Here is an 18,031-nt window from a genome sequence, read left to right on the forward strand (position 1 = left end):
ATCCGGAGGGCCCGGCGACCTCAGACAAGCATCGGTTCCTGGGAGCGGAGTCGGGCGCCGATCCGCTCGGCGGCCCGCTGCCCGGTCAGGACCGCGCCGTTCATGCAGCCGGCCCACTCGCCGGCCGTCTCGGTGCCCGCCCAGTCGATGCGCCCGAAGGGCTCGGTCAGGGCATGCCCGTAGGTCGTCAAGGCGTACGGGGCGACGGCCGGGTTGGGGCCGCCGGGCGCGAAGGTGTCGGTGCCCCAGCAGTGGTCGACGTAGTCGATCGGGTCGTTCGCCTGCGGGCCGTACAGGTCGACGAGCTGCTTCAGGACCAGCTTGCGACGCATGGCCGGGTCGAAGGCGTCGAACGTCCGCGCATCGCAGAAGGTCATCAGGATGCCCGGACCGGTGGGCTCCGGTGAGACGTCGAAGGTGACGAACACCACGCCGGTGTCCGTGACGGACTCACCCGACAGGCCGTTGACCCGCCAGAACGGCTTGTCGTAGGCCACGAACGCCTTGCTCAGCGCACCCATCCGCCAGGTCCTGATCAGTCCCTGGGCCGACTCCGGCAGGGCGGGCTCGAACTCGATGTCGGCACGGTGCGCCGGAGCCGTGGTCACGATGGCGTAGGAGGCGTCGATCGTGACCGCGTCGGTGCTGACGGTGACTCCGTCCTGGTCCTGGGAGATCCGCCGGACGGGCGCATCGACGACGACGCGGTCGCCGAGCCCGGCCGCCACGCGCTTGGCGATCTCCTGGGTGGTCTGGGTGATCCGGTCCTGCTGCTGTCCGCCCTCGACGTCGAGCATGTGGTCGATGTCGCCGACGGCACGGATGTAGCGCAGCACGTGCAGCATCGACACGTCACCGGGGGTGCAACCCCACTGGACCTTGCTGACGATGGTCATCAGTGCGCGCGTGCTCGCGCCGGCACGCTTGTGGTCGAGCCACTCCCCGAAGGAGATGGCGTCCAGGCTCTCGGCGTCCGGTGAGGCCCAGGGGGCGTCGGGGTCGATCGTGGCGACCAGCTTCTCCAGCGCCATCTGCACGCGGGCCATGTCGACCAGGCCCGCCGGCGAGACCGGCGGGATCGTCGTCTTGTAGGTACGCCGGCGGCCGTCCATCCACAGCACGTTGCGTCCCTGTGCGAACTGGGGTGTGGTCGTGCACCCGACCCGCCTCGCGAGCTCGCGGATCGCGGTGTGACGCGGGGACACCCAGGTGGCCCCGAGGTCGACCTTGACGCCGGCGACCTCCCCGGAGAAGGAACGCCCGCCCACACGGTCGCGGCCCTCGAGGACCACGACGGACGCTCCCATGCTGGTCAGCCGCTCGGCCGCGCTCAGGCCGGCGAATCCTGCTCCGACGACCACGACGTCCACGCGGGTGCGCACGGCGCTCGCCTCAAGAGATCTCGACATGACTTCCTCCTGCACTCACGCGGTCCGCGTGTCCTGAGATGTAACGGGTGATCGGGTCGACCAGTCCGTCGGGGATGTGGTGGCCCATGCCCGGGATCACGACGTGCTGCGCCGACGGGATCGCGGCGGCGGTGGCCACGCCGCCGCTGGGCGCGACCAGCAGGTCGCGGTCGCCGTGGATGACGAGGGTGGGCGCCGTGATCCGGCGCAGCTGGGCGGTCCGGTCCCCGGAGGCCTGGATCGCCTGGATCTGGCGAGCCGCGCCCGCGGCCGGCTCGCCCGCGCTGCGATCCCACGCGGCGGCGGCGATCGCCGCCTCCGCCGCGTCGTCGATGGGGTACGACGTACCGGCGATGTGCCGGGTGATCCGCAGGTGCGCGCGCACGGCGTCGGTGCGGGTCTTGGCCTGCGGGGTGAGCGCCAGGATGCCGAGCGTCGACTTCGCGGGCTGGCCGACCTTCGTCGAGCCCGTGGTCGAGAAGATCGACGTCAGCGACAGCACCCGGGCCGGCTGGGCCGCGGCGACGGTCTGGGCGATCATGCCGCCCAGGGAGCGGCCGACGACGTGCACACCCTCGATGCCGAGGTGGTCCAGGACACCGATGCAGTCCTGGGCCATGTCGGACAGGGAGTACGCGTCCTTGCGGGGGCGCGCGAGGAGCTGGCGCCAGACGGCCGGCGGCGGGGCCGCCATGAACGTGGACTGGCCGACGTCGCGGTTGTCCATCGTGATCACGCGGTAGCCGCGCGAGACGAGGGCGGACACGAACGCGTCGCCCCAGAAGGTCTGGTCCTCTCCCATGCCCGCGACGAGCAGGATCACCGGGTCGGTGACCGAGCCGTGGTCGCGGAAGCAGATGCGGATCCCCGAGGCGAGCTGGGTGAACTGGTCGGGGGCCGGGTTCTCGTCAGACATTGGCCGGGGTCCTGTCGCTCGAGCCCGCGGACGCCCGTCGCCGGACGCCGAACCTGAGGTGCTCGTCGAAGACCGGGCCCCGCAGCGCCTTCGCGTCCTCCTGGTAGGACATCGCCATCCGCCAGGGAGCGGACGGCCCCTGCTTCGGCAGGTACGGCGCCCCCCGCTGGGCGTAGCCGGACTGGAGGTCCATGACCGGTCGGTGCTCCATGCCGGGATCGGCGACGGCGACGGCGTCGATGTAGCCGTTGCTGTCCATGTGCTTGACCAGGTCGATGAAGTAGCGGCACATCAGGCTGATCTTGAGCGTCCACGACGAGGTCGTGTACCCGATCGCCATCGCCCAGTTCGGGATGCCGCTCAGCAGCATGCCGCGGTAGGCGACGGTGTCGGCGAGGTCGACCTTCGCGCCGTCGACCGTGATGGGCATGCCGCCGAAGAGCTGCATGTTCAGGCCGGTGGCGGTCACGATGATGTCGGCCTCCAGCTCCTCGCCGGACTCCAGGACGATGCCGCGCTCACTGAAGCGCAGGATCCGGTCCGTCACCACCGACGCGTCGCCCTTCTTGATGACCTCGAAGAAGTCGCCGTCCGGGGCCAGGCACAGCCGCTGGTCCCACGGGTTGTACGGCGGGTTGAAGTGCTTGTCGACGTCGTACCCCTTGGGCAGGCGCTTGGCGTTGTCGTGGCGGATGAACTTGCGCCCTGCGTTCGGGAAGCGTCGGAGCGCGACGATGACGCCGCGCTCCATCCAGATGTTCTTGAAGCGCGTGGCCGCATAGCCCCGCTCCGGCCCGAGCAGCTTGTTCAGCTTCAGGGCGACGTTGTCGACGCGCGGCATCGACATGATGTAGGTGGGCGTCCGCTGCAACATGGTCACGTGGGCGGCCGCGCCCTCGCCCGTCAGCATGGCCGGCACCATGGTGACCGCCGTGGCGCCGCTGCCGATGATGACGACCTTCTTGCCCGCGTAGTCCAGGCCCTCGGGCCAGTGCTGCGGGTGCACGACGAGGCCGCCGAAGCGCTCCTGGTCGGCGAACCGCGGGCTGAAGCCCTCCTCGTACTTGTAGTAGCCGGTGGCGGCGAAGACCCAGCGCGTGCGCAGCGTGGTGGTCCGTGTGCTGCCGTCGGTGTCGCCCACCTCGACGGTGAGCGTCCACAGCGACTCCTCGGAGGACCAGTCCGCGGCGAGGACGCGGTGGCGGAGCCGGACCAGCTCGTCGAGGCGGTTCTCCTCGACCGTCTCCCGCAGGTAGTCCTTGATGAGGTGCGCGTCCGCGATGGCGTTGTCGTGCAGCCACGGCTTGAACTCGTAGCCGAAGGTGTGGAGGTCGGAGTCGGACCGGATCCCGGGATACCGGAACAGGTCCCAGGTGCCGCCGATGGAGTCGCGTCCCTCGAGGACCGCGACGGACTTGCCGGGCAGTTCGCGGGTCACGTACGTCGCTGCCCCGATCCCGGAGATGCCCGCGCCGATGATCACGATGTCGAGCTGCTCGACCGCCTCGGATACCTCAGTTGTCATGAAGCCAACCCCTTGCTGGATACGTACAGGTGCAGACCACTGTCACCTCCTATGACTGGGGTCACAACGACAGCGCGCACCTCGTTCTGCGGGCTCCGGTGCACGCTGCACCGACTTCGCCCGAAGTGGCCGCGAGGTGGGCCACACCCGTTGACAGCGAGTGGCGTGCGCCACAAACTCGACCAGATGTCTTGATCAGATGACCTGATCGGGCGAACGGAAACGATGGAAGGAGACCGCGATGAAGGACCTGCTGTTCCTGGCGGCGGACCTGTGGCTGATGGCGACGACCTGGACGTTCGGGATCAAGATCTGGCGCACCTACCGCAACCAGCTGCTCACGCTCGAGTACTTCGTCGTTGCGGTGTCCTCGACGAACTTCCTGCTGTGGTCCTTGCTGGGCGCGCACACCTCCAGCCCCCTGTACGACCTGGCCTATGCCCTCGACGCGTTCTCGCGGTCCTTCGGCATCACGCTCATCCTGGTGATCGGCCTGCTGGCGGTGACCCACGGCTACAAGCCGCCGGCGTGGGTCAAGGCCGGAGCGACCGCACTCGCGGTCGCCGGCGCGCTCATCTTCGGCCGGATGCACAGCGACCACCTGGTGCACGACTTCCCGCACCTGGCGCTGGCCGTGTTCTACGTCGTGACGAACCTGCTGACCACCGCCTTCCTCGCGTACTTCACGATGCGGCTGTGGCAGGCGGGTGCGACCCGGATCGCCGTCCTGACCGGTCTGGTGACGGCTGCGGCGACGTACGTCGCGGTCACGTACGACTTCTTCCCGTTCTCCTTCGACGACGCGACCCGCACGATCTTCTACACGATCGCGCTCACCGTGTGGGGCTGCCAGGCCATCACCTACTACTACGCGTACAAGGCGATGCGTGAGCACCGCGAGGCCACGACGACGGTGTCGGCACGGACCGCAGGTGTCCCGTCGTGACCGCGTACGGATCGACCAGCGTCGAGCTCCACACCTTCAGCGGCTGGATCGACCCTCCGACCGACCTCCGGCCGGCCGTCAGCGGCGAGGTCACCTGTGACATCGCGGTGATCGGTGGCGGCGTGGGCGGCATGGGCACCACCCTGCGCCTGGCCGAGCGCGGCCAGGACGTGGCGCTCATCGAGGCGGAGTTCCTGGGCTACGGCTCCAGCTCCCGCAACGGCGGCCACATCTCCGGCGCCCCCGGCGGCGACCTGCGGATGCTCAAGCTCTTCTACCCCCAGCAGATGAAGGGCATGGTGCTGCTGGCCGACCACGCCGCGGAGTATCTGCGCGACAAGATCCGCGACCTCGACATCGACTGCGACTGGGTGCCCAACGGTCTGGCCATGGTCGCCATCTCGCCGATCCAGATGCTGCGCGTGAAGGCCTGCGCGGCGATCCTGAGGAAGGCGGGTGGCCGCGGTCAGGTGGGCACGGCCGAGGAGCTCGGCCTGCCGCGCGCCTTCATCGGCGGCATGATGGAGGAGGCCGGCGGCATGCTGAACCCCGGCAAGATGTGTCGGGGTCTGCGCGCCGCCGTGATCGCCAGCTCGGCGCAGGTCTACGAGCAGAGCTACGTCACCGACGTCCGCCGCCGCCCCGACGGCAAGGTCGTCATCACGACGCCGGGCGGGACCGTGATCGCCGACAAGGTGGTGCTCTCCACCAACGCCTATTCCGGGGAGTGGGACATCATCCCCGAGCGTCTCTCCGTTCCGACCTACCTCATCGAGGCCGAGACCGAGCCGATCGATCCCCGGCGGATCGAGGCGCTCGGCTGGACCAGTCGCACCGGCACGATCAGCCAGCACCAGATCATGGAGCACTTCCGGGTCACCGAGCGCGACACGATCGTGATCGGCGTACGCCGGATCGAGCGTGGCACCAGCTACCCCCTGCCCAAGGACAAGGCGCCGGACCTGGGTCTGGTCAAGGAGCTGGAGAGCGCGTTCCACGCGCGCTTCCCGTCGCTCTCCGACATCAAGGTGGCCCGGGCCTGGGGTGGCTGGATCGCGATCACGTCGTCGTGGATCTCGCTGGCGGGCATGATCGGCGACAACGTCTACTACTCGATCTGCTGCAACGGCCACGGCCTCGCGCAGGCGCCGTACATCGGCTCGCTCATCGCCGACCACATCGTCGACGGCACCCTGCACGACGATCTCGCGGGCATCTGGCTCGAGGAGCCGAAGTTCCCGCCCTTCATGCTGATGAGCCCCGCCGGGATGCGCACGGTCTGGGCCGTCGATCGGATCTGCGACCTGTTCAACGGCGGCCGGCGGCGCGCTCGCCGTGCGGCTCTCTCCCTCACCTGAGCCTCCTCGCCCCACAACGCCCACAGACCAACGAAAGGCATGACATGACCACCCTCACCGCGCTGGACCCGAGCGCGACGCTCGATGAGGCGATCGCCGTGATCGAGCGCGACGGCGGCGTCATCATCAAGGACTTCTTCGACAGCGCGACCGTCGCCGAGCTGCGTGCGGAGATCGACGCCGCCATGGCCGGCACGCCGTACGGGCAGGACGACTTCTCCGGCCACAGGACGAAGCGGCTGTACGGGATCTTCCAGCACACCCGGCACGCCGCCACCGCGGTGCGCCACCCGCACTACGCGGGCCTGGCGAAGCACTTCCTCGAGGTGCCGGTGCCGGTCCACATCGGTGAGGACGAGATCGAGCTGGCGCCGACGTACCAGGTCGGGGTGAGCTCGATCATCGACATCCACCCCGGCGAGGGTGCCCAGCCGCTGCACCGCGACGACACGGTGTGGCAGTGGCGTCACCCCGCCGGCTACCGCCAGGCGCGTCTCCAGATCATGGTGGCGGTCACCGACTTCACCGCCGAGAACGGCGGCACCATGGTGGTCCCGGGCAGTCACCTGTGGGGGGACGACCGCGGTCCTCGTGTCGAGGAGGCCGTGCCGACGGAGATGAGTGCGGGCTCTGCGCTGATCTGGGTCGGCGGCACGTTCCACGGTGGCGGGACGAACTCCTCGGACAGCAACCGGATCGGGCTCACCATCGGCCTGGACCTGGGGTTCCTGCGGCAGGAGGAGAACGCCTACCTGACCTACCCGGCCGAGGTCGTCAAGGGCTTCGACGAGGACATCCAGCGTCTGCTCGGCTGGTCGGTCTGCGCGCCCGGCACGGGATTCGTCGAGCACCAGGGGGTCATGGCCGACCCGATCTTCCTCCTCCAGGGGGAGGGCGCCGAGGTCACCAACTCCTTCGCCCAGTTCGACGACGCGGCGGTCCCGGCCGAGGTCTGACAGACATCGGTGGTGCCGGGCGCATCATCCCCGGCACCACCGATCACCAGCTCCGAGCACCTCCTGACATCGCCCGTTCGGGTGAGGGGTTGCCTCCCACCGACCCCCATCACCGATCGGCCCACTAGCTTCGGCGGCTCACCAAGGAGAATCAGATATGACCGTAGATCTATCCGCCCCTGCTCCAGCCTCTCGCCTGAGTCGGCTCTGGAGGCGCGAGCTGCACCACTACCCCGGGCTCGGCACCCGCCTGGCGTGCCTGGCGATCGTGGTCCTGACCACCGTGCTGTTCTACTACCAGTACTACGTGGCGAACAGCGTCAGCGACAACCTGCTGCAGACCACGGGCATGTCCTTCATGGGCTTCGTGTGGATCAACGTCGTCTCCGTGGTCTGCAGCGCCCTCACCTCGATGGCGGCCGGCGTCACGGACCGGTACGGCCGAGCCAACCTCGTCACGGTCGGTGTCCTCGCCTGTGCCTTGGTCTGCCTGTTCGGCATCACCAGCGCGCACACGACCTTCACGGTCGGCTTCTGGTTCGCCGTCCTCGGCGCCCTGGAGGGCGTGGTCCTCGTGGCGACGCCCGCGCTCGTCCGCGACTTCAGCCCGCAGCTGGGCCGTGCGTCGGCGATGGGCTTCTGGACGCTCGGTCCCGTCCTCGGATCCCTGGTCTCGACCGTCGTCGTGAGCTGGACCCCGCACCTGCACGCGTGGCAGGACCAGTACTGGATCGCGGGAGCCGCGGGGCTCGTCGTCTTCGTCATCGCCGCGCTGTGGCTGCGGGAGCTGTCGCCCGAGCTGCGCGACCAGGTGCTGGTCAGCGAGAAGGACCTGGCGGTCGTGGAGGCACGCGCACGGGGCATCGACGTCGAGTCCGCGCTGAAGAACCCGCTGCGCCAGATGTTGCGCTTCGACATCCTCGGCTCCGCCGTGGGCATCAGCCTGTTCTTCTTCATCTACTACGTGGCCGTGTCCTTCTTCCCGCTGTTCTTCCAGGTCGTGTTCGGCTACTCCGAGTCCCGCGCCAACTCGCTTGCGAGCTGGATGTGGGCGGCGCAGGCCGTCTCCCTGATCGTCGTCGGTCTGCTCTCCGACCTGTTCCGCGTGCGCAAGCCGTTCATGCTGGTCGGCGCCGTCGGAGCCGTGATCACGACCATCGGATTCATCCACGTCACCGGAGACACCGCGACGAGCTACACCACCCTGGCGGTCTGGATGTCGGCCATGGCGATCTTCCTCGGCATGGGCTTCGCGCCCTGGATGGCCAGCTACACCGAGACGGTGGAGGACCACAACCCCGCGCTCGTCGCGACGGGGCTGTCGCTGTGGGGCCTCACCATCCGCAGCATCGCGGCCGCGGCCATCATCCTCGGTCCGACGGTGGTCACGACCGTGAACACCCTCGTCAACGACGGTCCCCAGGTCCAGGCCCTGGCCACCAAGTACGACGCCGAGCTGGCGACCGCGGCGAAGCTGTCACCCGCGACCACGGCGTCGCTCACGGCGAAGCCCGACGACACGGGCGCCCAGGTCAAGGCCGTCAGCGAGATCTCCGGCAAGAGCCCGGCCGTCGTGGGCAAGGTGTTCACCCTCGGCGCGACGTACAAGAAGCAGCTCGCGACGATCGCGGTCATCGACCCGAAGACGCAGGCCGCGCTGCTCGCCGACCCGGGGGACCGGCAGGCCCAGGCCGAGGCCGTCGGCGAGATCGCCAAGGCGTTCAAGATCTCCGCGGTCCGGGCGACCTCTCGGCTGCTGAGCGTGGCGTCCGTCCCGGCCGCCGACCTCGCCTTCCTCAACGAGAACGGTGCCGCCGTGCAGAAGGCCGGCAACGAGCTGCAGGCACTGGGGGCCATCCCGGCCAAGGACATGACCTACCTCCAGGACAAGGGTCCCGTGGTCCAGAAGGCCGTCGACGACGCGCCGGGCCAGTGGCGCAAGTACTTCTGGATGGCCGTGGTCGGCGAGCTGCTGTTCATCCCGTTCATCTTCCTGATGGCCGGCTTCTGGAGCCCGCGCAAGGCCCGTCAGCACGCGGCCGAGCACGACCGGCGCGTCGCGGCCGAGCTCGCCGCCCTCCAGGGTCGCAGCGACTGAGTCACGGACCACTCGGGTGGGCGTGGGGGATCGCCCGGGCTGGGCGACCGGCGAACGACGTAGCCCGACCGCAGCGTCGTTCGCCGGTCGTCCTCGGCGGGAGGCCGCCTGATCGGGCTTCTCGAGCAGGTGGCCTCTCGCCGTGGGCGTCAGGTGGTCGTGAACCCGCCGTCGACCACGATGGTCTGGCCGGTCACGTATGAGCCGGCGTCGGAGGCCAGCCACACCAGCGCTGAGGAGATCTCGCGCGGGGTGCCGAGACGGCCCACCAGGGTCCGGTCCAGCAGTGGGGCGAGCTGCCGGTCGTCGTACACGGCGGTCATCTCGGAGGCGACGTAGCCGGGCGCGATCGCGTTCACCCGGATCCCGCGACGCCCGGTCCACTGCTGGGCGAGGTCGCGGGTCAGGCCGACGACGGCGGCCTTGCTGGCGCTGTACGCCGCCTGGGGGAGTCCTGCGGTGGTGAACGCGAGCACGCTCGAGATGTTGACGATGCTGCTGCCGGGCAGCATGACGCCGGCCGCGGCCTGGGCGAGCCAGTAGGAGCCCATCAGGTTCACGTCGATCACCCGGCGGAACTCGTCCGGCGTCTCCTTCAGAGCAGGGACGGCGGTGCCGATGCCCGCGTTGTTGACCAGTACGTCGACGCGGCCGAACCGCGCCATCGCGTCGTCGACGACCCGACGACAGTCGTCCGGATCGCTCACGTCGGCCTCGACCGCGAGCGCCTCGCGGCCGAGCTCGCGGACCAGCTCCGCGGTCCGGGCCAGGCCGTCGGCACGCCGCGCGGCGAGCACGACGTCGGCCCCGGCCTGCGCGAGCGCGACGGCGAAGTCGACGCCGAGTCCGGAGGAGGCGCCGCTGATCACGGCGACCCGGTCGTCGAGGCGGAAGGAATCGAGCACGTTCATCGGGTGGTGGCTCCCTGGTCTGGTGAAGCGTCGCGAAGGGCTCGCGACGTCGGTGGTGTGGGCCGGTGAGGACCTTGTGGAACCGGCAGGATCTTGAATATGATCATACGACCAAGTCGGATGATCGGAGATCCCATGTCGACCGAGATGCAAGCGGTCTGCCTCCCCTCGGAGCTCGTTGACTTCGCCGAGCTCGTGGAGAGCTCGATGATGCAGGCGGCTCCCGGCGGCACCCTCACGGCCGGCCACCTCCTCCAGCGCCTCGACGTGCTCAGGCAGCGGCTCTCCGTCCGCTGGTGCGGTACGCCGGGCGCGTTCGCCGGCTACGACGTGCTGGAGGTCGACGATCACCTCGGCAGCGCGGTCGGCTGGCTGACGCTCACCGCCCGGATGGTCGACGCGCGGGAGGCGACCCATGCCGTGGAGCTGGTCGCCAACCTGGTCGAGTCCGGTGACGGCGCGGCCGTGCGCACGTTGGTCCGCGGCACGGGCCGGACCCTCCAGCTCCCTGCCTGACCCGGCGTCGTACCCCCGCCCGGGGGAGGGACGACCGGGGGATCTTGGTGGCGGACCTCGGCCCGTGCGGTGCGGCGGCCCCTAGCGTCCAGGCACGCTCAGTGCCGGACCATGGGGGTCTGGCCCGTAGGAAGGGACGCACCTGTGGTCCGACCTCTGCTCACGCGCACCCGGTCGTTGCGCATCATCACCCTCGCCGGAACCGCGCTCGTCGCGCTGCTGCTGCCCCCGGCCGACGGCGCGGTCCACGCCTCGTCGAGCACCGCCTCCGTCTTCACCGCCGCTCGCGCGAGCCGGTCCGCGGGCGGCTACGAGGTCACGTGGAGGTCCACGGGTGGACCCGTGACCGTCTATGCCAACCACGACCCGGCCGCCACCAAGCCCGGCACGGTCGTCGGCCACGGTTCTGCGAATGCCAGCATCAAGGTCGCGAGCGGCACGCTGGCCTCCGGTCAGCGTTGGTACTTCCATCTGACCAACGGGAAGAGGTCCGTCGCGGTCGCTCCCCAGAGCCTCGGCCTCGCCCACGACCCGAACCTGCGCGACATCGGTGGCATCCGCACCGAGGACGGCCGGTGGATCAAGGAGGGTCTCCTCTTCCGCGGCGGCGCGATGGACAAGCTCACCGACGCCGAGGTGGCGAGGCTGGCGGCGCTCGGCGTCACCAAGTCGATCGACCTGCGGACCCCCGACGAGGTCGCGCAGGCACCCGACAAGCTGCCCGCCGGCGTACCGACGATCAGCGACAGCATCCTCGCCAACGACGACGCCTCGGTGACCTGGAACATCGGGGGCCTCGACACCGCTGACGTCTTCAGGCTCATGGGCTACGCCCGTGGCCAGTACATGTTCATCTACGACGAGCTCGGCGGTGGCCCGGCCGAGACCTACGGCTTCCGTCGGCTCTTCGACGAGGTGCTCGCGTCCGACGGCGCCCCGGTGCTCTACCACTGCACCGCCGGCGACGACCGGACCGGCTGGGCGACGTACGTCCTCCTGCGCGTGCTGGGGGTCTCCCCGCAGGCGGCGATGCGGAACTACCTCGCCTCCAACAGGTACAACGTCGACATGCTGCAGGGGTACACCGACTACTTCGAGTCGATCGGGTTCACCCACGAGCAGTCCGACTTCTTCCTGAGGGCCGACTACATCGAGGCGGCCGAGCACACCGCGCTCACCACCTTCGGGAGCTGGAGCAACTACCTCCGCCTCGGCCTCGGCCTCACCTCGGCCGACGTCGCGAAGCTGAAGAGCCTCTACCTGTCGAAGTAGCGCGGCCACGTGGGAGTCTTGCTCGGTGAGGGTCGCCCAGGTCAGCGCGAACGTGCATCTCGTGACCGGCACCAACGTCAACTGGGCGCTGGTCACCGAGGGCGATGCCCTGACCGTCGTCGACGCCGGCTACCCCAACGACGCGAAGGCGCTGCTCGCCTCGATCGCCGCGATCGGCCGGCGGCCCGAGGACGTCGAGGCGATCGTGCTCACCCACGCCCACCTCGACCACCTGGGCGGCATACCTGCACTGCTGGCCGTGAAGGACGTCCCGGTCCTGACCGGCGAGGCCGAGGTGGCGCACGCACACCGTGAGTACCTCGAGCAGATCAGCCCCGCGCAGATGCTGGCGCAGTGCCGGCACCGGGCGGGCCTGGTCTGGGTGGCCCAGACGCTGCGGGCCTGCCTGCCGCACCTGGCGATGTCGGTCCCGCAGGCAGCGGCGGCGGCGTACGGCGAAGCGCTGGACGTCCCGGGCCGCCTGGTGCCCGTCGCCACCCCGGGGCACACCACCGGCCACACGGCGTACCTGATGGAGAACGAGGGCGTCGTCTTCGCCGGTGACGCCCTCGTGACCGGCCATCCGCTGCTGCCCGGCCCGCCCCGGCCCCAGCTGCTGCCCGGCTTCTTCAGCGAGGACCAGGCCGAGATGGCCAGGAGCCTCGAGGTGCTCGCCGGGCTGCCGGCGGACGTGCTGGTGCCGGGACACGGCCCGGTCCATCGTGGTCCGATGAGCGCGGCCGTGGCCGGGATCTGGGCTGATCCTCAGCCGAAGTCGTAGTCGACGACCACCGGGGCGTGGTCGCTGAGCCGCACGCCGACGTGCTCGCGGTCGACCTCCGCGTGGGTCGCCGTGCGGGCGAGGCCGGGGGTGGCCAGGTGGTAGTCGATGCGCCAGCCGGCGTCCTTCGCGTAGGCCTGCCCGAGCCAGCTCCACCACGAGTACGGCCCGGCCTCGTCGGGGTGCAGGCGGCGTACGACGTCGACGAGGGTGCGCGGCGAGAGCTGCGCGTCCAGCCAGGCGCGCTCCTCGGGCAGGAAGCCCTCGACCTGGTGGCTGCGCCGCCAGTTGGCGACGTCGGCCGGGGCGTGGGCGATGTTGAGGTCGCCGGTCAGCAGGAACTCGCGGCCCGCCGCGGCGGCCGCCTTGCGGGAGGCGGCCAGGTGCCGGGCGAAGCCGGCGAGGAAGGCCATCTTGCGCGCGTACTTCGCGCCGCCGTCGGGCGCCTCGCGCATCCGCTTCGGGTCCTGCAGGTGCGCGGGCAGACCGCCCTTGGGCAGGTACAGGCTCGCCACCGTCAGCGGTACGCCGGCGAGGTCCACCTCGATGTAGCGCCCCTCCTCGGCATGGGGGTGGAGCTTGCGCGGGAGCGGCCGGGTGGGGTCGGGGACCGACCAGCTGCGGACCGCCGCCGCGGGCTCGCGGGTCAGCACCGCGACCCCGTTGCGGCCCTTGATCACCCCGGCGTCGTACGCCGCGGAGTAGTCGCCGAACGCGCCCTCTGGCAGCGCGTCCTCGGGGCAGCGGACCTCCTGCAGCGTGACCACGTCGCAGTCGCGCTTCTCCAGCCAGTCGCCGAAGCCGCGGCGCTGGGCGGCGCGGATGCCGTTGACGTTGACGGTGGCGATGCGGAGCACCCCGCGATGCTACGAGGCGTCACCTCTGCACCCGCGAGGCGTCACCTCCGCACCCGCGAGGCGTCACCTCCGCATGCTCGAGAGGTCACCTCTGCACGCTCCGCGGGAGCAGAGGTGACGCCTCGGCGGTGCACACGTGACGCCTCGGCGGTGCACAGGCGACGCCTCGGCGGTGCACAGGTGACGCTTCGGCGGTGCACAGGTGACGCTTCGGCAGTGCACAGGTGACGCTTCGGCAGTGCAGAGGGGACGCCTCGCGGGTCAGGCGACGAACTCGGCCAGCTTCACCCCGTGCGCGCGGGCCACCAGCTCGGCGGCCTTCTCGCCGATCATGATCGAGGCGGCGTTGGTGTTACCACTGACAACATTGGGCATCACGCTGGCGTCGGCCACCCGGAGGCCGGCGACTCCGATCACCCGCAGCTCCGGGTCGACGACCGAGCCGATCCGGCAGGTGCTGGTGAGGTGGTAGACGCTCATCGAGTAGTGCTGCGCGAGGTCCTCGATCAGGTCGTCGCCGAGGTCGTCGCCGGGGGACCAGCCGTGCCGCTCGGCGATGGCCGGCGGCACGAGCAGGTCGCCGATCTGGTGGGTCGCGCGGAGCTGCTCGATCACCGCGAGGCACTTGCGGACCGTGGCCGTCATGACGGCCATGTCGTGCGGGTCGGCGTAGTAGTTCATCCGGATGTCGGGGGCGGCCAGCGGGTCGGCGCTCGCGAGCAGGATCTCGCCCTCGCTGTGCGGCTGCACCGGGTTCGCCAGCACGATCATGTTCTCCGCCGTCGGCGCCAGTGTCGTCGCCAGGTCGGCGAAGAACTCCTCGGGGTCGATCCGCAGGCACACGCGCCAGATGTCGCCGTTGTAGCCGCAGGCGAACAGGCCGATCTGGGCGTCGTGGGTGTGCGGGTCGCCGAGGCCGGTGGAGAACCAGGCGCTGGCGTCGTACAGCGAGGAGGAGGCGAGGCCGGACCCGGTGGTGAACCACTCGACCAGCTGGCGCTCGGCCTCGGCGCGCAGGCCGGCGAGCTCGGGCGGAAGCGAGGCGTCGTCGGCGGGGTCGGCGGGGAGCGGTCCGGCCGGCGCGCGGAGTGCGTCCGGACCCATTGCGACCCCCATCGCGGCCATCGACACCCCGAGCCCGGGAGCGGCGAACATCAGGCCCAGCTGCAGGTGGTCCTTGAGGTGGCGGCCGACCTCGGGCGCGTCGAGGAGGCAGTCGATCTCGAGTGACTCCAGGTGCTCGCGCGCGCCCACCCCGGAGAGCATCAGGATCTGCGGCGAGCCGACCGCGCCGGCGCTCACGATCACCTCGTTGCGGGCGCTCACGGTCTGGCGCGTCCCGTCGTCGCCGATGTACTCCACGCCGGTCGCGCGCAGGTCGTCGCCGGAGCCCTCGATGACCAGGCGCGTCACCTGCGCCTTGGTCACGATCGTCAGGTTGGGCCGCTGCTCGGCCTCACCCTCGAGGAACGCGTGGTACGTGCTGGAGCGCTTGCCGTCCTTGGTGGTCGTCTGCAGCAGCGAGACCACCCCGTCGGCGCCGCCGCGCGACAGTCCGTTGTAGTCCCCGGCGGGGATGCCTGCCGCGACCGCGGCGTCGACGAACGCCTGCGCGCCGGGCAGGACCGGGTTGCGCACCGCCACGCCGAGCGGGCCGTCGGTGCCGTGCGCGGCCGCGTCGATCGGGATGGCGTCGCTGGGGACCAGGCCCTCGCTCTTGCGGAAGTAGGGGAGTACGTCGTCGAACGACCAGCCGGTCGCGCCGTCGGCCGCCCACGCGTCGAAGTCGCCGGGGTGCCCACGCACGTAGGCCATGTAGTTCATGCCGGACGAGCCGCCGAGCATCTTGCCGCGCGGCACGAACATCAGCCCGCCGTCCAGCCCGCGGCCGCAGCCGCCGGCCTGGGCGACGTACATCCAGTCGGTGTCCTTGTCCTGCTGCACCGCCGGCGCGGCGGCGGGCATCAGCTCGGCCGCGGGCGGGTGCCCGCCCGCCTCGAGCAGCACGACCGACACGCTCGGGTCCTCCGAGAGCCGCGCGGCGATCACCGCCCCCGCTGAGCCGGCACCGACAACGACGAAGTCCGCGGACGTGGTCATGGAGCCGAACGTAGCGCTGCGAGCCTTCGCTGGGAACAGGCGAAGCGGTCAAGGAATGTCGGCGGATCCGCGGGTGGAGCGGCGCCGCTACATTCGGGGGGATGACGCACCCGCCGGTTCTCGAGGCCCGAGCAGAGCTGCTCGAACGGTTCCGCACGGCCATCGCCGCCGAGCTCCCCGCGGCGATCGCGCTGCGCCGCGAGCTGCATGCCGATCCGGAGCCCTCCGGCTCTGAACGGCGTACGGCGGAGCGCGTGGTCGATGCGCTGGGTCTCGGCCACGGCGAGGGCGTCGCCGGCACGGGCCGGGTCGTCCGGATCGGCGGGTCCGACGGGCCCTGCGTCGCGCTGCGGGCCGAGCTGGACGGGCTGCCCGGGCCTCACGGCATGATGCACGCCTGCGGGCACGACGTGCACCTCGCGGCGCTGGTCGCGCTGGGCCGCGCCGCGCGCCGCATCGACGAGGAGGAGGGCCTGCCCGCCCCGATCCTGGCGCTGTTCCAGCCGCGCGAGGAGCGGCCGCCGTCGGGTGCGCGCGACATCGTCTCCGAGGGCGTGCTGACGCGCCACCGCGCCGCCGCGGTCGTGGCCGCGCACGTCCAGCCCCAGCTGCCGTCCGGCCGGGTGGCGGCCGTGCCCGGTGCGGTCAACGCCGCCGCGGACCACGTGGACATCGTGGTCACCGGCCGGGGCGGGCACGGCGGCTATCCTCACCTGACCCGCGACCCGGTCGTCGCGATCGCGCAGGTGGTCGTCGCGCTGCAGCAGGTGGTCAGCCGCCGCATCGACCCGCTGCACGCGGCGGTGCTGACGATCGGCACGATCCAGGCGGGCTCCGCGGCCAACGTCATCCCCGACGAGGCCCGTGCGGAGGGCACGCTGCGGTTGCTCGACGAGACCGACCGAGCGGCGGCGCACGAGGAGGTCCGCACCACCGTCGAGCATGCGGCCGCCGCGGCCGGCTGCACCGGCACGGTCACCGTCCACGAGGGCGAGCCGGCGCTGGTGAACGACCCGGGGCTGGCGGCGTACACGCACCACTGGCTGACGGCGCTCGACCTCACGGTCGACACCTCGCTGCGGTCCTGCGGGGCCGACGACTTCTCCTACTTCGGGGCGGCGGCGCCGAGCCTGATGATGTTCGTCGGCCTCCCCGACGCGGGCGCGTCGCTGCACCACCCGTCGTTCGACCCGCCGGACGAGGTGATCGCCGATGTCGCGCACGCGCTGCTCGCCGGCTACCTCGGTGCGCTCGATCTGATGGAGTGACGTTCCCGGGTTCGGGGAACCGGGAGCCATGTCGGAGATCCGCACTGTCGGCGTGGAGGAGGAGTTCCTCCTCGTGCAGAGCGGCTCGCCGCTGCTCGCGTCCGTGGGCGAGGAGGTCGTGGCCACCGCGAACCGGCTCGGCGAGGGACAGTTCGAGCACGAGTTCAAGCAGGAGCAGGCCGAGAGCGGTACGGCGCCGCACCGCCGCATCGCCGACATCGAGCGGGACCTGCGCGCGCGGCGACGGGCCCTCGCCGACGCAGCCGCGCAGCACGGCGTACGGCTCCTGGCGTCGGGGACCAGTCCGCTCGACCAGGAGACGACCGCAACCGTCGACCGGCGCTACGAGCGGATGGGGGAGGTCTTCGGCCAGCTCGCCCGCGTCCAGCTGACCTGCGGCATGCATGTCCACGTCTCGATCGCGTCGCCCGAGGAGGGTGTGGCGGTCCTGGACCGGATCCGTGGCTGGCTCCCGCTGCTGGCCGCACTGAGCGCGAACTCGCCGTACCTCGCCGGCAGCGACACCGGCTACGCCAGCTACCGCTCGGTGCTGTGGGGGATGTGGCCGACGGCCGGCGCGACCGACCCCTTCGGCACGGTCGAGGCTTACGAGAGCGCGCGCAAGCAGCTGATCGCCACCGAGGCGGCGCTGGACGACGGGATGATCTACTTCGACGCGCGGCTGTCGGCGAGCTATCCGACGGTCGAGATCCGGGTCTGCGACGTGTGCGCCGACGTCGCGGACGCGCCGGTGCTCGCGGCGCTGGTCCGGGCGCTGGTGTCGACGGCGGCGGCATGCGCGGCGGCTGGACGCGCGGCCCCCGCGACCCGTGGCGAGCTGGTGCACGCGGCGCGGTGGCGCGCGGCCCGCTGGGGGATGGAGGAGCGGCTCGTCGACCCGGACGGGTCGGGGCTGGTGCCGGCCGGCGAGCTGGTCGATCGGCTGGTCGACCTGGTCGGTCCCGAGCTCGCCCGCGCGGGCGACGAGGGCCTCGTCGCCGAGGGGCTGGCCCGGATCCGCGAGCGCGGCACGGGCGCCCGGCTCCAGCGCGAGGCGTACGCCGACGGCGGGATCGCCGCGGTGGTCGAGACCCTCGCCGAGCGGACCATCGCCTGAC

At 71.0% G+C, this 18,031-nt stretch carries 15 protein-coding genes; 9 read left to right on the forward strand and 6 right to left on the reverse strand.

Features of this window, described 5'->3' with window-relative positions:
* Positions 1–20: 20 nt before the first annotated feature.
* From ACYU8V_RS14360 to ACYU8V_RS14370, 3 genes are read right to left on the reverse strand one after another with little or no spacing between them, the layout of a single operon-like run.
* A complete protein-coding gene (locus tag ACYU8V_RS14360; protein WP_460848298.1) occupies positions 21–1,409 on the reverse strand; it encodes a flavin monoamine oxidase family protein in 1,389 nt (462 codons plus the stop codon).
* Positions 1,393–2,325 carry an alpha/beta fold hydrolase gene (locus ACYU8V_RS14365; RefSeq protein WP_460848300.1) on the reverse strand — a complete coding sequence of 311 codons (933 nt, stop codon included), beginning with the start codon at positions 2,323–2,325 and terminating at the stop codon, positions 1,393–1,395. Before ACYU8V_RS14365 ends, ACYU8V_RS14360 begins: the two co-directional genes overlap by 17 nt.
* Positions 2,318–3,850 carry a flavin-containing monooxygenase gene (locus tag ACYU8V_RS14370; RefSeq protein WP_460848301.1) on the reverse strand — a complete coding sequence of 511 codons (1,533 nt, stop codon included), beginning with the start codon at positions 3,848–3,850 and terminating at the stop codon, positions 2,318–2,320. Before ACYU8V_RS14370 ends, ACYU8V_RS14365 begins: the two co-directional genes overlap by 8 nt.
* 241 nt (positions 3,851–4,091) lie before the next feature.
* On the opposite strand from ACYU8V_RS14370, the gene ACYU8V_RS14375 reads away from it, so the two are divergent.
* From ACYU8V_RS14375 to ACYU8V_RS14390, 4 genes are all read left to right on the forward strand, one after another.
* On the forward strand, positions 4,092–4,796 hold the full coding sequence (locus ACYU8V_RS14375) for a hypothetical protein (RefSeq protein ID WP_460848303.1): 705 nt from the start codon (positions 4,092–4,094) through the stop codon (positions 4,794–4,796).
* Positions 4,793–6,154 (forward strand): NAD(P)/FAD-dependent oxidoreductase, encoded by a 1,362-nt coding sequence (locus tag ACYU8V_RS14380; protein ID WP_460848305.1) that lies wholly within the window; start codon positions 4,793–4,795, stop codon positions 6,152–6,154. The genes ACYU8V_RS14375 and ACYU8V_RS14380 overlap by 4 nt, the downstream gene beginning before the upstream one ends.
* Positions 6,155–6,198: 44 nt before the next feature.
* Positions 6,199–7,110, forward strand: coding sequence for a phytanoyl-CoA dioxygenase family protein (locus tag ACYU8V_RS14385; RefSeq protein ID WP_460848306.1), 912 nt, complete (start codon positions 6,199–6,201; stop codon positions 7,108–7,110).
* A gap of 157 nt (positions 7,111–7,267) precedes the next feature.
* On the forward strand, positions 7,268–9,208 hold the full coding sequence (locus ACYU8V_RS14390; RefSeq protein ID WP_460848307.1) for an MFS transporter: 1,941 nt from the start codon (positions 7,268–7,270) through the stop codon (positions 9,206–9,208).
* Between the two features lie 149 nt (positions 9,209–9,357).
* Here the strand turns inward: ACYU8V_RS14390 and ACYU8V_RS14395 are convergent, their stop codons facing one another.
* Positions 9,358–10,119: an SDR family NAD(P)-dependent oxidoreductase gene (locus tag ACYU8V_RS14395; RefSeq protein ID WP_460848308.1), complete on the reverse strand. Its 762-nt coding sequence runs from the start codon at positions 10,117–10,119 to the stop codon at positions 9,358–9,360.
* Positions 10,120–10,254: 135 nt separating this feature from the next.
* On the opposite strand from ACYU8V_RS14395, the gene ACYU8V_RS14400 reads away from it, so the two are divergent.
* The 3 genes from ACYU8V_RS14400 to ACYU8V_RS14410 all read left to right on the forward strand — a co-directional run bounded on the left by ACYU8V_RS14400 (position 10,255) and on the right by ACYU8V_RS14410 (position 12,688).
* Positions 10,255–10,635: a hypothetical protein gene (locus tag ACYU8V_RS14400; RefSeq protein WP_460848309.1), complete on the forward strand. Its 381-nt coding sequence runs from the start codon at positions 10,255–10,257 to the stop codon at positions 10,633–10,635.
* A gap of 144 nt (positions 10,636–10,779) precedes the next feature.
* Positions 10,780–11,907 (forward strand): tyrosine-protein phosphatase, encoded by a 1,128-nt coding sequence (locus ACYU8V_RS14405; protein WP_460848311.1) that lies wholly within the window; start codon positions 10,780–10,782, stop codon positions 11,905–11,907.
* Between the two features lie 25 nt (positions 11,908–11,932).
* Positions 11,933–12,688, forward strand: coding sequence for an MBL fold metallo-hydrolase (locus tag ACYU8V_RS14410; RefSeq protein WP_460848312.1), 756 nt, complete (start codon positions 11,933–11,935; stop codon positions 12,686–12,688).
* On the opposite strand, the gene ACYU8V_RS14415 is transcribed toward ACYU8V_RS14410, so the two are convergent.
* Complete coding sequence (locus ACYU8V_RS14415; RefSeq protein WP_460848313.1) at positions 12,673–13,545, reverse strand: exodeoxyribonuclease III; 873 nt, start codon at positions 13,543–13,545, stop codon at positions 12,673–12,675. The two genes, ACYU8V_RS14410 and ACYU8V_RS14415, sit on opposite strands and share 16 nt — an antisense overlap.
* A 261-nt stretch (positions 13,546–13,806) precedes the next feature.
* Complete coding sequence (locus ACYU8V_RS14420) at positions 13,807–15,645, reverse strand: GMC family oxidoreductase (protein ID WP_460848314.1); 1,839 nt, start codon at positions 15,643–15,645, stop codon at positions 13,807–13,809.
* Positions 15,646–15,746: 101 nt separating this feature from the next.
* Between ACYU8V_RS14420 and ACYU8V_RS14425 the strand changes: the two genes are divergently transcribed.
* Positions 15,747–16,913, forward strand: coding sequence for a M20 metallopeptidase family protein (locus ACYU8V_RS14425; protein ID WP_460848316.1), 1,167 nt, complete (start codon positions 15,747–15,749; stop codon positions 16,911–16,913).
* A 28-nt stretch (positions 16,914–16,941) separates the two neighbouring features.
* Positions 16,942–18,030, forward strand: a complete 1,089-nt coding sequence (locus tag ACYU8V_RS14430) for a carboxylate-amine ligase (protein WP_460848318.1) — start codon at positions 16,942–16,944, stop codon at positions 18,028–18,030.
* Position 18,031: the final 1 nt, after the last annotated feature.

The sequence above is a fragment of the Nocardioides ultimimeridianus genome, from assembly GCF_054777895.1.

Excerpts from the sequence above, each read along its gene's own strand:
- ACYU8V_RS14360 (WP_460848298.1), bottom strand. The coding sequence starts at position 1,409 with ATGTCGAGATCTCTTGAGGCGAGCGCCGTGCGCACCCGCGTGGACGTC.
- ACYU8V_RS14365 (WP_460848300.1), bottom strand. The coding sequence starts at position 2,325 with ATGTCTGACGAGAACCCGGCCCCCGACCAGTTCACCCAGCTCGCCTCG.
- ACYU8V_RS14370 (WP_460848301.1), bottom strand. The coding sequence starts at position 3,850 with ATGACAACTGAGGTATCCGAGGCGGTCGAGCAGCTCGACATCGTGATC.
- ACYU8V_RS14375 (WP_460848303.1), top strand. The coding sequence starts at position 4,092 with ATGAAGGACCTGCTGTTCCTGGCGGCGGACCTGTGGCTGATGGCGACG.
- ACYU8V_RS14385 (WP_460848306.1), top strand. The coding sequence starts at position 6,199 with ATGACCACCCTCACCGCGCTGGACCCGAGCGCGACGCTCGATGAGGCG.
- ACYU8V_RS14390 (WP_460848307.1), top strand. The coding sequence starts at position 7,268 with ATGACCGTAGATCTATCCGCCCCTGCTCCAGCCTCTCGCCTGAGTCGG.
- ACYU8V_RS14395 (WP_460848308.1), bottom strand. The coding sequence starts at position 10,119 with ATGAACGTGCTCGATTCCTTCCGCCTCGACGACCGGGTCGCCGTGATC.
- ACYU8V_RS14400 (WP_460848309.1), top strand. The coding sequence starts at position 10,255 with ATGTCGACCGAGATGCAAGCGGTCTGCCTCCCCTCGGAGCTCGTTGAC.
- ACYU8V_RS14420 (WP_460848314.1), bottom strand. The coding sequence starts at position 15,645 with ATGACCACGTCCGCGGACTTCGTCGTTGTCGGTGCCGGCTCAGCGGGG.
- ACYU8V_RS14425 (WP_460848316.1), top strand. The coding sequence starts at position 15,747 with ATGACGCACCCGCCGGTTCTCGAGGCCCGAGCAGAGCTGCTCGAACGG.
- ACYU8V_RS14430 (WP_460848318.1), top strand. The coding sequence starts at position 16,942 with ATGTCGGAGATCCGCACTGTCGGCGTGGAGGAGGAGTTCCTCCTCGTG.